Origin of the sequence: Nostoc sp., from assembly GCF_036917975.1 — a bacterium.
GTDB lineage: Bacteria > Cyanobacteriota > Cyanobacteriia > Cyanobacteriales > Nostocaceae > Nostoc.
The window spans coordinates 18,698-34,566 of record NZ_JBALEJ010000059.1 but is presented as its reverse complement, the minus strand read 5'-3'; the positions used below and the strand labels follow the sequence as shown (position 1 = coordinate 34,566).

Annotated in this window: 11 protein-coding genes; all 11 read left to right on the top strand. The window is 39.0% G+C overall.

Annotated features, from left to right (window positions below; all coding sequences use genetic code 11):
- The first annotated feature begins 2 nt into the window (after positions 1 to 2).
- The 11 genes from V7K76_RS23975 to hepA all read left to right on the top strand — a co-directional run bounded on the left by V7K76_RS23975 (position 3) and on the right by hepA (position 15,575).
- On the top strand, positions 3 to 1,271 hold the full coding sequence (locus V7K76_RS23975) for a class I SAM-dependent methyltransferase (RefSeq protein WP_335030106.1): 1,269 nt from the start codon (positions 3 to 5) through the stop codon (positions 1,269 to 1,271).
- A gap of 182 nt (positions 1,272 to 1,453) precedes the next feature.
- Complete coding sequence (locus V7K76_RS23970) at positions 1,454 to 2,407, top strand: glycosyltransferase family 2 protein (RefSeq protein WP_335030104.1); 954 nt, start codon at positions 1,454 to 1,456, stop codon at positions 2,405 to 2,407.
- Between the two features lie 89 nt (positions 2,408 to 2,496).
- On the top strand, positions 2,497 to 3,504 hold the full coding sequence (locus tag V7K76_RS23965; protein WP_334778134.1) for a glycosyltransferase family 2 protein: 1,008 nt from the start codon (positions 2,497 to 2,499) through the stop codon (positions 3,502 to 3,504).
- Between the two features lie 42 nt (positions 3,505 to 3,546).
- Positions 3,547 to 4,392 (top strand): phytanoyl-CoA dioxygenase, encoded by an 846-nt coding sequence (locus tag V7K76_RS23960; protein WP_334778135.1) that lies wholly within the window; start codon positions 3,547 to 3,549, stop codon positions 4,390 to 4,392.
- A gap of 149 nt (positions 4,393 to 4,541) precedes the next feature.
- Positions 4,542 to 5,099 (top strand): dTDP-4-dehydrorhamnose 3,5-epimerase, encoded by a 558-nt coding sequence (gene rfbC / locus V7K76_RS23955; RefSeq protein WP_179065991.1) that lies wholly within the window; start codon positions 4,542 to 4,544, stop codon positions 5,097 to 5,099.
- A gap of 172 nt (positions 5,100 to 5,271) precedes the next feature.
- Entirely contained in the window at positions 5,272 to 6,498 is a 1,227-nt protein-coding gene (locus V7K76_RS23950; protein ID WP_334778136.1) for a glycosyltransferase, read from the top strand.
- 238 nt (positions 6,499 to 6,736) lie between these two features.
- Entirely contained in the window at positions 6,737 to 8,050 is a 1,314-nt protein-coding gene (locus V7K76_RS23945) for an NAD(P)H-dependent oxidoreductase (protein ID WP_334778137.1), read from the top strand.
- A 386-nt stretch (positions 8,051 to 8,436) separates the two neighbouring features.
- Positions 8,437 to 9,528, top strand: a complete 1,092-nt coding sequence (locus V7K76_RS23940) for a glycosyltransferase (protein WP_334778138.1) — start codon at positions 8,437 to 8,439, stop codon at positions 9,526 to 9,528.
- Positions 9,529 to 9,768: 240 nt separating this feature from the next.
- On the top strand, positions 9,769 to 11,997 hold the full coding sequence (locus V7K76_RS23935) for a GumC family protein (protein WP_334778140.1): 2,229 nt from the start codon (positions 9,769 to 9,771) through the stop codon (positions 11,995 to 11,997).
- Between the two features lie 738 nt (positions 11,998 to 12,735).
- A complete protein-coding gene (hepC, locus tag V7K76_RS23930) occupies positions 12,736 to 13,467 on the top strand; it encodes a heterocyst development glycosyltransferase HepC (RefSeq protein WP_334778141.1) in 732 nt (243 codons plus the stop codon).
- Between the two features lie 257 nt (positions 13,468 to 13,724).
- Complete coding sequence (gene hepA / locus V7K76_RS23925; protein WP_334778142.1) at positions 13,725 to 15,575, top strand: heterocyst formation ABC transporter subunit HepA; 1,851 nt, start codon at positions 13,725 to 13,727, stop codon at positions 15,573 to 15,575.
- Positions 15,576 to 15,869: the final 294 nt, after the last annotated feature.

Here is a 15,869-nt window from a genome sequence, read left to right as displayed (position 1 = left end):
TTATGGCGATCGCAAAATGTCGTTTTAGTGGTCAACCTCTGCATCAAACCTTTATTGATCTAGGAATGTCACCTTTAGCTAATGCTTATCTGAGAGCAGAACAGCTAAATAATGCCGAAAAATTTTATCCTCTCCATGCTTATGTCTCTGAAGACACTCTCTTAGTTCAATTAGAGCAGTTTGAAACTCCAGATCATATTTTTAGTGACTATGCCTATTTTTCTTCTTACTCGGTCAGTTGGCTAAAACATGCTAAAGCCTACACCGATATGATGGTAGAGAAGTTCAACTTTAATCATCATAATCAAGTTATTGAAATTGCTAGTAACGACGGCTACTTACTGCAATATTTTTTAGAGAAGGGAATCCCTGTTTTAGGCATAGAACCAGCAGCAAATATTGCCAAGGTTGCTGAAGAAAGAGGCATTCCTAGTATTAACAAGTTTTTTGGAGTCGAAACAGCCAAAGAACTCGTGATACAAGGAAAACTAGCTGACCTTTTGATCGGTAATAATGTTTTAGCTCATGTACCGGATCTAAACGATTTCATCGCTGGGATGAAACTTATCCTCAAACCTAATGGCATTTTGACGATGGAGTTTCCTCACATCTTACGACTCATTCAAAAAAATCAGTTTGATACGATTTATCATGAGCATTTTTCTTACTTCTCATTCCTGACGATCGAGAAAATTTTTGCAGCACACAATTTGCAACTTTTTGACGTAGAAGAATTATCAACTCATGGCGGTTCACTCAGAATTTATGTCAAACATGACTACGCCGATCATCTCAGCATTAGTGAACGAGTTAGCCATTTGAAAGCTAAGGAAATTGCTGCTGGATTGCATCGCATAGAGACTTACATTACATTTGGAGAAAAAATCAAAAAAACAAAGCACAAGCTATTAAATTTCCTCTTAAAGGCGAAAGCAGAAGGTAAATCAATCGCTGGTTATGGCGCACCGGCAAAAGGCAATACATTGCTGAATTACTGTGGAATTGGAAAAGATTTTATTGATTACACAGTAGATTCCAATCCTTATAAACAGGGACTATTTTTACCTGGTACTCATATTCCTATCTTTGAACCAGATAAAATCCGTGAAACAAAACCAGATTATGTCCTAATTTTACCTTGGAATCTCAAGGAAGAAATTATGGAACAAATGGCATTCATTGGTGAATGGGGCGGACAGTTTGTAGTACCAATTCCTGAAGTAAAAATTTATCCCCGTCCTATTCCGGATAGGCTTTTAATAGCGTCGTAATTACTAAAGAGAAGCAAAAACGCCTCTTATTACTAATAATTTAACTTTTTTGAGTAATTAAAAGGCGCATCTCTTATAAAATTTATGTCGTCAAATCGCAAATAAATAATTGTAAAGCAGCTTTTTAATTATCTAAACTGCTGTTAATCCTGGTTCTTCTTAATTACAGAGTTGAGCTTAATATGAATAAATTGCTGACCATTGCCATTCCAACATTCAATCGCGCCCAGCTTTTAGATAAACAACTTACTTGGTTAGCCAAATCAATTAAAGGCTTTGAGTCTGACTGTGAAATCTTTATCTCTGATAATTGCTCTACAGATAATACCCAAGAAGTAATTAAAAAGTGGCAGATAATTTTCAATAATGTAAAATTTACATCAAGTAGAAATAGTGAAAATATTGGCGTAATGGGTAATATTGCTTGTTGTTTAAAAGCTCCAACTAGTGAGTATATCTGGACGATTGGTGATGACGATCCAATTCAGGAAAGAACCCTAGAGTATGTGTTAATAACACTAAAAAAACATGCAGATTTAGCACTAATGTTTTTAAATTTCTCTGGTCGTCAAAAACGAACGGGTCAACTTGTTGTAGAACGCTGGTTGAATAGCGATAACGATGAACTAAGAGTTGATGGTAAAACTGTATTTCAAAGTTATCTAAACGAAAACTTTGGTGGTGTACTTTTTATCTCAGCAGCAATTTATCGCACAGATTTAGTACAACGCGCTTTACAAAAATGGCCATCTGCTACTAGTAATTGGGCATCTCAAGCATATTGGACTGCATTTTGCGCTGCTCATGGAAGTGTCATTATCACTAAAGACACTTATTTAGAATGTACTATGGGTGCTAGTCTTTTGGATCTCGATCCAACATGGAACTTTAGAATGCGATATGCATTCATACCTGAAGTTTATATAAAACTACTAAAGGTAGGATATCCTCATAAGTTTTGTCAGAAAATGATTTGGCAGAATTTCCAACAAAAAAATGACTTGAAAATCTTATTAGGTGCTTTAAAACGCTGGCCTTTCTTGACAATCAAGATATTTATTCCTTACCTACGTTTTTTAACTATATCAGCTTGGGCAATTCTTTTTCCACCCAAACAGCTAGAGAATAGCCTGTAACTTAGTGTGTTAATTGCCAAGTTATTGTTAACAATAGTTCTTGGCGATAACCACTCATATATCAATTTTATTAACTACTATTTATTACCATGTCTAAATTACTGACCATTGCTATACCCACTTATAACCGTGCTGAATTACTTGATAAACAGTTAGCTTGGCTAGCTCAAACTATCAAAGGTTTTGAAGATGATTGTGAAATTTTAGTTTCTGATAATTGTTCCACAGACAATACTCAAGAGGTGATTAAAAAATGGCAAGCAACACTTAGCAATATCACATTTAAATCAAATAAAAATCCTCAGAATTTAGGCGTTGTCAAAAATATCATGTATTGCCTAAATTCTACAATAACAAAATATGTTTGGACAATTGGTGATGATGACCCGATTCAAGATAGAGCCATTACTTATGTAATTAGCAAGCTCAAGCAATATGAAGATTTATCCTTATTGTTTCTCAACTTTTCCGGTCGCAACCAAATTACTGGTGAAGCAGTTCATCCACCCACAATTGTTGGTAATCGCTGGTTTGATATAGATAGTGAAGAAGGTGATGGTGATGGTAAAGCTATATTTGAGCATTGTTTCTCAAAAAGTGTCGGTGCAGTAATTTTTCTGACTGCTACAATCTACCGCACTGATTTAGTAAAACGCGCTCTCCAAAATTGGCAAGATGCTGAGAATAACTGGATATCTTTAGCATATTTAGCCGGGTATTGTGCTGCCAATGGTCGTGTAATTGTCACGAAAGAGACTTATTTAGAATGTGTTGTTGGTGTGAGTTATTGGCAGAAAGAACCAAAATCTGCACTGTTAATGCAATACAAACACATACCCGAAGTGATTTTGAAATTGGAGCAGAGTGGATATTCTAAGCAGTTTTGTCGGCGGATGCTGTTGCAAAACGGCAAAGAAGTCAACTTGAAAGTTTTCTTGGGTGCTTTAAGAAGATGGCCTATGTCAGCAATCAAGACAGTAGTTCCATTTTTGGCTTTAGTTGGTTTGTGTGCTTTTGACGTGATGGTTTCTAAAGAATTTACTTTAGCGGAATCAGGTGAAATATCTACTCAAGAAGTACAGAGCTATAAGCCATAAGCTACTGATAAATTTACATCAAAACTACAAGGAATTGACACCATGTTTAGTGTAATTAAACGCAAAATATCTACACTATCTTCTGACTTAGAATATTATCTAGCACGTTGGAAGCATAGCAAAAATCTGCCAGCATTGGAAGGGCGCGATCGCAAAATCCTTAATGCTCTCAAAAAAGATGGCGTTTACATCACAACCCTGGCAGATTTAGAGTTAAACTCTAGCTCAGAACTGCTCAAAGCTTCTTACCATCAATTGTCTCAGATGGAAAATGCCAACAATGACCATCTAGACGAAAAATGGCCACAAATTTCCACAGTTACAGGCTTACCAGAATTTTATGCCTGGGGAATGGAGAAAAGACTTCTCAATATCATCGAAAATTATATTGGTCTTCCCATTGCTTTCCACGGTGTACATTTACGCAAAGATTTCAATAATAAACATCAGTTTGGGACACTGCTTTGGCATAGCGATGCCGAAGACCGTCGGATTATCAAAATCTTTATTTACTTGAATGATGTAGAAGAAAAAACTGGGCCTTTTGAATACATTCCTCGCTCTTTAACTCCCTTCTTTAGTTGGAATTATATTCAGCTTTTCTACAAACTTTGGAAGTCAGGCTATATGGGCATCGATGATGAAGAAGTAAAACCAGTCATCCCCAAATCAGCTTGGAAATCCTGCCCAGGTCCAGCCGGTACTGTGATTATTGTAGATACGAAGAATGCTTTGCATCACGGTACAGTCCGCACAGAAGACCGGTCAGCGCTATTCTTTTGTTACACTGCTAATCCTCCCGAAAGACCAGACCTTTGTACCCAATACTGGGATGATACTTATCCCAGAGCAGAGTTACGTTCTGCATCAGATGTAATGTCTGTTTAGGGACTAAATATTTACTGTGGGGTGGGCATCTTCTTGGTTACTGGGCGGGCGAGACGCCCACCCCACAAAATTGGATAATTTATTATTTCTTGGAAATCCTTTAATCTGCGGACGTTCTAAGACTCAACATTCATCTCAAAGGAATTATCATGATTTTCACCGAAACCGCACTCAAAGACGCATTCATTATTGACTTAGAAGAAAAACCAGACCACCGTGGTTTTTTTGCTCGGTCTTTCTGCGCTCAAGAATTTGAAGCACACGGATTAAAGCCAACAGTCGCTCAATGTAACCTGTCTTTTAACTACAAAAAAGGCACTATCCGGGGAATGCACTATCAAATTCTGCCAGCAGCAGAAACGAAATTGATTCGTTGTACTAAAGGCGCTATCTATGACGTAATTATTGATATGCGTCCTGAATCTCCTAGCTTTTTATCACACATTGGTGTAGAGCTAACTCCAGAAAACCGCCGCGCTTTGTATGTTCCAGAAATGTTTGCTCATGGCTACCAAGCACTTACAGATGAGACGGAAGTTGTATATCAAGTAGGTGAATTTTACACCCCTGGATATGAAAGAGGTTTACGATATGACGACCCATTCTTTAACATTGATTGGCCTCTAGATGTAACTGAAATATCTGAGAAAGATTTAAATTGGCCTTTGTTGAGGATGATGACTGTTGGTGGTACAGCTTCTAGATAAATTTAAACTCTTTATCTACACCTCCATCTGATATCCATTTCTTTCTTTCTTTCTTTCTTTCTTTCTTTCTTTCTTTGTGTCCTTTGCGCCCTTCGGGGTTCGTTCCTCATATAGTTTGGTGCATCTTCATACTAATTCTGTATGAAAAAATAATTAACTTAGGTAGAAATAAATGCCAAATAATATTCTATCTCGTGTTGGAAATACTATCTCATTTGTCTCCAACAAAGTCCAAGCTCGCATCAATTACGCTAAGACCTTACAGGTTGTTTCCCTAAAGCCTAAACAGCCTTCTAAAGGAAATGTACTTCTTTCTTATCGGATTGAACCATTTCTCATTAAACCAGGTCAGACTGTCCCCAATGATCAGAGTTGGAACTGGGAATGTCTACTAATCGCCCAAACTTTTTTAGACCTGGGCTATAACGTTGATGTTATCCAATTCCACAATGATAAATTCGTTCCTCAAAAAGACTACGCATTTTTCATTGATATCCGTCATCGTCTAGAAGCGCTTGCACCAAAACTGAATAAAGATTGCATTAAGATTTTCCACGTTGACATTGCTAATATGATTTTTCGCAATGCAGCAGAATGCAACAGACTTCTAGAACTTCAACAGCGCCGAGGAATTACCTTACGTCCACAGCGATTTGAAACGCCCAACTTAGGAATTGAATATGCCGATTACGCTACTGTACTGGGCAACGATTTTACAGTTGATACATTCAAATATGCGAACAAACCAATGTATCGTATTCCCATTTCTTCGTCACTCGTTTATCCTTCTCCTGAAGAGAAAGACTTTGAAGCGGTAAGAAAGAATTTTATCTGGTTTGGTGGTAGCGCTTTAGTTCTCAAAGGATTAGACTTAGTTTTAGATGCCTTTGCCCAAATGCCGGAATACCATTTAACAGTTTGTGGCCCAGTAAGTAATGACAAAGAGTTTGAGCAAGCTTTCTATAAAGAACTATACGAAACACCAAACATTCATACTTATGGTTGGATTGATGTTAGTAGCCCTGACTTTTTAAAGATTACAAATAATTGTTTGGGACTTGTTTATCCTTCTGTTTCTGAAGGACAGGCAGGTGCAGTAATCACCAGCTTACAAGCCGGGTTAATTCCGATTTTAAGCTATGAATCTGGTGTGGATGTTCATGATTTTGGTGTCATTTTCGATAACCTTTCCCTTGAAGAAATTCAGGCGAAAGTTAGAAGTATTTCCAATTTACCTGCTGAAGACCTAAAACTGATGTCTCGGAAAGCATGGGAATACGCAAGAGCAAATCATACTAAAGAAAAGTTTGCTCAAGCCTACAGAAATGCTGTGGAGCAAATTATCGAAAATCACAGCCAGAAAAAACAGACATCTAGCAAACAACTGGTTAGCATTTAGCCCTGGCGATTAGAAATCGCGGCTATACAAACAAAGTCCGCCTACACGGACTAAGGAAAAATTAAGGGTTTAAAACCCACCGAGGTGGGTTTTGCCTGTGTAGCCGCGACTTCTAGTCGCTTGGTTTAAGATGTCGCTAACACAAAATGTACTTAATATTTAGCTGTAATAAATTATTAAGTGCAAAAATATCGCGAATTTGTAACACAACAAACAGTTCCAAAAAGGAGTTTAGTTCATGATTATTATCGATCGCGCCTTACGAGCCAGAGCAGCAGCAGGAAATCCTATCAAGGTGGGAATGATCGGTGCTGGTTTCATGGGTCGAGGAATTGCCAACCAAATTGTCAATTCAGTGCCAGGAATGGAGTTAGTTGCGATCTCCAATCGCCAGATTGATGCAGCAAAACAAGCTTATTCGGAAGCCGGAATTGAAGATATTCAAGTTGTTGCAACTGTCAGCGAATTAGAAGATGCGATCGCTAACGGTAAATATGCAGTCACAGAAGACGCTAAATTACTGTGTCGGGCTGAAGGGATCGATGCATTAATCGAAGTCACAGGTGCAGTGGAATTTGGCGCTCACATCGTTATGGAAGCGATCGCCCACCGCAAGCATGTGATCATGATGAATGCCGAACTCGACGGCACCATTGGCCCCATCCTGAAAGTGTATGCCGACAAAGCAGGCGTTATTCTCAGCGCTTGTGATGGCGATCAGCCAGGGGTGCAAATGAACCTTTACCGCTTTGTCAAAAGCATTGGTTTAACTCCCTTATTATGCGGTAACATTAAAGGACTCCAAGACCCTTATCGCAATCCCACCACCCAGGAAGGATTTGCTAAACGTTGGGGTCAAAAGCCCCACATGGTGGCTAGCTTCGCTGATGGAACTAAAATTTCCTTTGAGCAAGCGATCGTTGCCAATGCCACAGGCATGAAAGTTGCCAAACGGGGAATGCTGGGATATAACTTCAATGGTTATGTCGATGAAATGGCCCATATATATGATGTTGAACAACTCAAAGAACTGGGCGGCATTGTCGATTATGTAGTTGGAGCAAAACCAGGCCCAGGCGTATATGTATTTGCCACTCACGACGACCCCAAGCAACAGCACTATCTCAACTTATACAAATTAGGCGAAGGCCCGCTTTACAGCTTCTATACTCCTTATCACCTCTGTCATTTTGAAGTTCCCTTGTCCGTAGCGCGTGCTGTTCTCTTCGGTGATGCCGTTATGTCTCCACTAGCAGGCCCGCTAGTAGATGTTGTCACCACTGCCAAAATCGACCTGAAAGCAGGAGAAACCTTAGATGGCATCGGCTACTACATGACCTACGGACAATGTGAAAATTCCGATATCGTCCAACAGCAAAATCTTCTACCAATCGGTCTAGCTGAAGGGTGCCGCCTCAAACGAGATATTTCTAAAGATCAAGTCCTCACTTATGAGGATGTAGAATTACCCGAAGGCAGACTTTGCGACCAACTACGATCTGAGCAAAACACCTATTTCGCTCCAGAAAAAATCTTAGTAGCGGTTGGATAAGGGACTGACAAATAAAAAAATACTCAACTACTTCTTGTGGGGTGGGCGACACGATAGCCCATAGCCAAAGGCGGGCAAGATGCCCACCCCACAAGATTGGATAATTTATTTGTTGGAAGTCCCTAATATCGGTTTCAAAAATATTTGCCACAAATGAATTGGCTGTAGGGGCGTAGAGACAGGGCGAATAGAATTCGCGGCTACACAAGCAAAGTCCGCCTGCGCGGACTAAGTAAAAATTGAGGGTTTGAAACCCACGGAGGTGGGTAAAGCCTCGTGTAGACGCGGTTTCTAACCGCCGATTTAACTGCGGGACACTAAAGTTGTTGATAGTAACTTGCTGGGGAGCGTTTAAACAACCCTGATCGAAACTTTAGGTCAAATTCATGAAAATTGCTCTCGTCCACGATTATTTAACCCAGCGAGGTGGGGCAGAGCGTGTGTTTGAACTGCTTTGTAAGCGCTATCCTGAAGCAGATATTTTCACATCTTTGTACGATCCCCAAAAAACTATCGATCTAGGCGATCGCATCGTTAATACAACCTTCTTACAAAAGATTCCTGGTGCAGCAAAATATTTTAGGTCAATGGCTCCTCTATATTTTCCTGCCTTTCGTGCCTTGGATCTGCAAGACTATGATTTAATTATTAGTAGTAGCACCAGCTTCGCCAAAGCAGTACGAAAAAACCCTAAGGCTCGCCACATTTGTTTTTGTCATAACGTCACCCGTTTTTTATGGGATACAGCAACTTATTTAAGAGAGTACGGAGACTATAGATATTTTGCTCCTTTAATCGAACAAGTATTTCAATTAATGAGAAAGGTAGACCTGAAATATGCACAGGAGCCTGATCTTTACATTGCTAACTCTAGTGTTGTTGCCCGCCGGATTGAAAATATCTATGGCAAAAAGGCAATGATGGTGAACTATCCAATTGATACTAGTAAATTTGTTTTTTCAGATATAAAAGATGAATATTATCTCGCCTCCGCCCGGATGATCAGTTATAAGCGACTTGATATAATAGTCGAAGCTTTTAATTGGTTAGGGTGGCGGTTATTAATATCTGGTGATGGGCCAGAACAAGCACGGTTAAAATCCAAAGCATTACAAAATATTGTGTTCTTGGGACACGTAAGTGATAGAACCCGCAAAGACTTGTTTTCCAAAGCCAAGTCTATTATTGTCGCAGCCTTAGAAGACTACGGATTAGTGCCAGTAGAGGCTAATGCTAGCGGCACACCAGTCATTGCATACGGAGCAGGTGGAGTATTAGATACTCAAATCCCAGGTGAAACAGGAGTCTTTTTCAAAAGACAAACACCCGAATCTCTACAACTTGCATTACTAGAAGCTAACGGCATTTATTGGGATTACGATCGCATCCGTAATCATGCAGTAGCAAATTTCTCAGAGAATGCCTTCTTTGGTAAGGTTGATCAAATAATTAATCAAGCTTGTGGCGTGCATCTTTAAATAATAAAGAATTCAGGATTCAGAACGGGCTAAACGCCCCGCTACCGCTAACAGCATGAATTTTGCCAAACTAGCGAAATCATAGGTTAAATTTACTTTTACTGGTTTTATCCAATATTTACTAGTCTTCAACCAGTGACCAATTTAAATTATCTACTGATTACATTATGACTTCTGAATTCTGAATTCTGAATTCTTCTTTATCTCTTAGCGTAAATCTCGAAGACAAGGATAATAAAAGTGGTTCAAGCTAGTCTAAATCCTCATATAACTCCAACCTCTGAAAATGAAGCAGGTTACGGACAATTATTTGCCGTGCTTGTGCGGCGATTCCCTTGGTTTTTAGCAGTATTAATTACTTCCATAGCTCTTGCAGGCGTAGTAACTGTTAAGACAAAACCTACTTATAAAAGTTCAATGCAACTGCTAGTAGAACCTAACTATCAAGGTAAAGCGGAAGGTGCTGGGGTAGACAATCAGTTTACTGACTCTAATGTGGTCATCGATACTGCCACCCAGCTTAACTTGATGCAAAGTTCAGGACTTATCCAAAAAGCAGTTGATAAACTTCAATCTGATTATCCAGATATAACTTCAGGTGAAATTAAAGCTTCTTTGGTCTTAACTCAATTAAGGAGCAAAGAAGATAATGTCGCTACAAAAATCTTTCAAGTTGAATACACTGCTGGAGATCCAGAAAAGACCCAAAAAGTTCTGAGTGCAATTCGCCAAGTTTATGTGGAATATAATAAACAACAACAGAATTCACGCTTACAAAAAGGTCTGCAAATTATCAGGGAACAGTTAAGTAAAGCCAGTGAAGAAGTAAACGCAGCTGAGACAAATTTACAAAGATTTCGGAGAAATCAAAACTTAATCGATCCAGAGTCACAAGCCAAAGCGATTGAAACAGCTTTGAACAATATTGCCCAAGAACGACAAACAACTCGTGCCCAGTATGGGGAAGCTTTGGCACGCCAAAAATCTTTAGAAGAACAACTTAACCGTTCTCCTCAAAATGCTCTAGTTGCTTCTCGTTTGAGTCAGTCTATTCGCTATCAAAGCTTACTGAACGAAATTCAAAAAAGCGAACTGGCACTATCACAAGAACGCTTACGCTTTACAGATGAAACTCCGAGTGTGCAAAAGCTCAAAGAACAACTCCAAGGACAGAAGGAATTATTGCAACAAGAGGTAGGAAGAACTTTAGGCGGAAAGTCCTCTGGTGCATTCACTTCTGGAGATTCTCTCCTCGAACGAGGACAACTTGGCCAAATTGATCTCAGCCTTGCTGGTCAGCTAGTGGAAACGCAGACCACTATAGTTTCTTTAACTGCTCGCGATCAAACTTTGGCTCAGAAAGAAAACGAGCTGCGTTTTGAAATCAAACGTTTCCCGCCTCTGTTGGCTTATTACAATCGGATGCTACCACAGTTGCAATTTAGTCGTGAAAGGTTGGAGCAACTTTTAAGAGCAGAACAGCAATTACGGCAAGAACTTTCTAAAGGTGGATTTAATTGGGAAGTGGTAGAAGAACCTCAAAAAGGCGGACAATTAGGCCCAAATCTCCAACAAAACTTGTTGTTAGGTGGTGTAGTTGGGTTAATGTTAGGAGGTATTGCTGCCTTTATTCGAGAATCAGCTGATGATGCAGTTCACACCACTGCTGAATTAGAGAAGCAAATGGCCATGCCGTTATTGGGAACAACCCCCAAGTTACCGCCAGCCAAACCCAAAGAATCAATGATCAAGTTGCCTTTTGGCAAGCCAGAAGTTCTCGCCCCCTGGACAATTCAGGTATTGCAATCTCCACCGCGTTGGGAATCACTGGATCTGATTTACAAAAACATTGAACTTTTAAATACTGTTACTAATTTAAAATCTTTGATGATCACTTCGGCTTTAGCCGATGAGGGGAAATCAGCTTTGGCGCTGGGTTTGGCAATGAGTGCTGCCCGTTTACACAAAAGGGTGTTGCTGATTGATGCCAATTTACGCGATCCCAGTTTGCACGAACAACTGAATCTTCCTAATGAACAGGGACTTTCAACTCTATTGGCGAGTGATACAACTCTACCCAACCAAATTAGTCTTCAATACTCAGGTTCCTCCTACATCGATATTTTGACTGCTGGCCCCAAACCTGCCGACCCCGCGAATCTGTTGAGTTCCCCACGGATGATGCAATTAATGGCAGCATTTGAGGAAAACTATGATTTGGTACTCATAGATGCTCCGCCAGTTCTCGGCTTAGTAGATGCCATGCTGACTGCATCATCTTGTCGTAGTGTGGTCATGGTGGCGAGCATTGGTATTGTGACACGAAGTCAGCTTACTCAAGCGACAGCCATGCTGAGTAAGTTAAATTTGATTGGGGTTGTAGCTAATGGGGTATCAAACTCTAGTATTAATTACGTACCCAATATCAAACAACAGCAATTAGCTCTACGTCAAGCTGTAGAAAAGTAGCTAGTATCGCTAGATAATAAATCCCCGACTTCTTAGAGAAGTCGGGGATTTTGCGTTTCGTATTTGTAATCAAAATTTCATTTTGTTGCAATCAGGAAAAATTAAGTATATTTATGCTATCTTTATTGGTTTTCAGAGAAATCACTGACTCGTTTAAAGAGTAAATAAAGAATTTATTTGAGCGATCGCTATTTCTACATAGTCTTATATTCTAGAGATTAAAGCACCTTCAAAAAGGCTAGAACACAACTGTAGACTAATTTTGTGCAATCTATCGACACATGAACACCTCAGCCTAATTAAACATAGATATAAATTCATGGGTAATTTACCTCTACACTTTACTACTGTCAGTAGTTCCCGGAAAATCATGATTTACCCATGAATGTTAATAGTAGCGTTAAGAAGTAAAAAGTAAAAAGCAAAAAGATAATCCCCATAAATAAATTTAGTTGTTCTCAAACCATTTTTCTTTTTCTTTTTTTTGCCTTTTAACTTTTTACTTTTACCTTGTTCGGTGACTGCGACCTATGTAATTAGTATCTGTCTAATTTGTACATCTCTACATCAGCAGAATTCTGCACAATATATGCTTGGCTGAGTGGTAAATAATAACATATTTTGCCCTCAATTATCTCCAATTTTTTGGAGTTACAACAAGATTTGGATTTGGGTCTTTGGCATTGATAGCCTTTGATAACTCCTCAGCAATTCACTCCTGTATAATCCCAAAGACTTATGGCAACTTCAATAATTCCAACTCTAGAGAATTTATATGATGTAACCCAGCAACAGCAAGCTAATCGTTCTGGGCACTGCACACTCCAGTGGCGACGGGGTAAGTTGTTGGTGAAGCCGCTTGGACGAGTTAAACAACCATATCTACCTGCATTAGATAATAAGCGATCGCTAGTAGAATGCTTACAACATTCTCCTATAAATTTGGTAAGCATCGATCCCAAACTGGGTGAAACTTTGCTCAGGTTTTGGGCAGATGCTTGTGAAGAAGCTCAAAAACCAATATTTCTCAGCTTACCCGCTAGTAAGAAACTGCCTAACCAACCCTGGAGACAATTACAGCGACTAATTGATTGGATTGCTGCTTGCGTATTGCTGCTATTAGTAAGTCCAGTCATATTGGGATTGATTGTATTAATGCAGGTTTATTCACCAGGATCACTTTTTTGTCGTGAATGGCGTGTTGGAGAACGGGGTAAATTTTTTCGGGCGATTAAGTTTTGCACAACTACAAAGCACAACATCACACCATTAGGGCGTTGGATGCATAAATACGGTCTTGACAATTTGCCACAGTTATTTAACGTTCTGCGGGGTGACATAAGTTTGACCGGATCTTGTTATTGGACTTTAGAAGATGCAGTACAGCTAAATAAACTACCAGAAATTACAGCTTCATGGGAAGTAGAACCACAGTCCCATCTGTTACATCTAGATAGCCAAACACTGTAATTTATCTGTGCGGTAATTGATCATTTGATCTACCGCACTGAGGCTCAAACAAAAATTGCTCACATAGAATACATAGCACAATACAGTTCAGTTAAGCTTCTCTTCCTTCTCTTCCTTCTCTTTCTTCTCTTTCTTTGTGTCCTCTGTGCCTCTGCGGTTCGTTAAAAAAAATCACTTTGACAAATAGTTAATCCTTAACCGAACCGTATTGATCTATAGCGGTCTATCTACCTTGCCAAACTATTATTATAAAATTCATGAATTTGAATCTTCCACAACCACTCAGTAATCTGCTCAAAGCTACTAGCTTCTGGCAAGACAACTATTTGATATTGCGAGAATTTAAACACTTTCGCAAAATTGCAATTTTAGCTCTAATATTTTCAATTTTTGCAGCAACCTTTGAAGGCGTGAGTATTGGTTTTTTACTTTCCTTCTTGCAAAGTTTAACCAGCCCCAACGCTCAACCTGTCCAAACAGGAATAGGCTGGTTTGATATTTGGATTTTGGGAGCTAAGGCATCAGCAATTAATCGTTTATACCGTATATCTTTGCTGATTTTATTGAGTACTTGGTTACGTGCCGCCTTCAATTATTTTTCTCAAGTTTATACTGAATTATCTCAACTACATCTTGCCGATCGCTTACGTAAGCAAATTTTTGAACAACTACAATCCTTATCACTCAGTTACTTTGCCAAAACTCGTTCTGGTGAACTAATCAACACAATTACCACAGAAATTGAAAGGATTAGACAGGGTTTCAGTGGCGGAGCATTTTTAGTAACCAGAGGACTAACAACCTTTGTCTACTTAATATCAATGTTTTTGATATCATGGCAACTGACAGTGATATCAGCATTACTATTCACACTTTTAGGCGTAGGGTTGTCAAATCTGAATGCTAGAGTCAGAGAATCAAGTTTTGGCATGACAACTGCTAATGCTAATTTTACATCAACAGCCATAGAATTTATTAATGGCATTCGTACTGTTCACACCTGTGGTACTCAAGAATTTGAGCGTCAACGTTACTATAAAGCTAGTGATAAGGTAATAAGTACGACAACAAAAGTTGTGTTTACCTGGACACTTGTAAAGCCAATTGCCGAAGGGGTAGCGACTACAGTATTGATCGGAATGATTATTTTGGCTTTCACTAGCCTTGTCACCAACGGGACACTACAAGTTGCTTCTTTACTAACCTTTTTCTTTGTGCTATTTCGCTTCATCCCATTTGTTCAAGATATTAATGGCACGAGAGCATATCTTAGTACTTTACATGGTTCAGCAGACAACATTAAAAACCTGTTGAAAAGCGATGATAAATATTACTTTCAAAATGGCAAAGTTGAGTTCAAGGGATTAAAAAGATCAATAGATTTAGTATCTGTGGATTTTGGCTATGATGAAGAAAATCTAGTCTTGCATAATATTACTCTGACGATTGAAAAGGGAAAAATGACGGCATTAGTTGGAGCCTCTGGTGCTGGTAAAACAACTCTTGCTGATTTAATTCCCCGCTTTTATAATGCTACAGATGGATATCTTTACATTGATGAAGTTGATGTACGGCAGTTTGAAGTTAACTCCTTACGTCGCAAAATAGCTGTCGTCAGTCAGGATACTTTTATCTTCAATACTAATGTTTGGCAGAATATTTGTTACGGGACTCCAGAAGCGACTAATGATGAGATTCAAGCAGCAGCCAAACTAGCGAACGCATTAGAATTTATTTTGGAAATGCCCGAAGGTTTTGATACCCAATTGGGAGATAGAGGTGTTAGATTATCTGGAGGACAAAGGCAGCGAATTGCTATCGCACGTGCCTTACTGCGGAACCCAGAAATCTTGATTTTAGATGAGGCAACCAGTGCCTTAGATTCACTATCTGAGCGATTAATTCAAGATTCCTTAGAAAAGCTATCTGTAGGTAAAACAGTAATTGCGATCGCTCACCGTCTTTCTACCATTTCTAAGGCAGATAAAGTTGTAGTTTTAGAACAGGGACGGATAGTAGAGCAAGGTAAATATCAAGAACTCTTGGAACTCAAAGGTAAGCTTTGGAAATATCATCAAATGCAGTATGAAGTAAGACCGTTGGATTAGAAATAATATCCAATTACCAAAGTACTTGCAACATATTTATCGGCTGTACATCTCTACAGCCGTAAATCTATAACTATGTATCAGTAGTTTTGTGAACTAGTAAAAAAACAGGATTTTAAATACTTATTATCTCTACAAATAAATGTTTAAAATTAATGCTCTATTCTTATACCAATTCTGTATAAAGATGCGCTACAAGAAATAAAGAACGAACCGCCAAGTACGCCAAGTACGCCAATAAATAAGAAATTAAGAGATTTGGCGCAGCTTCACAAAGAAACGGTATTAACAATA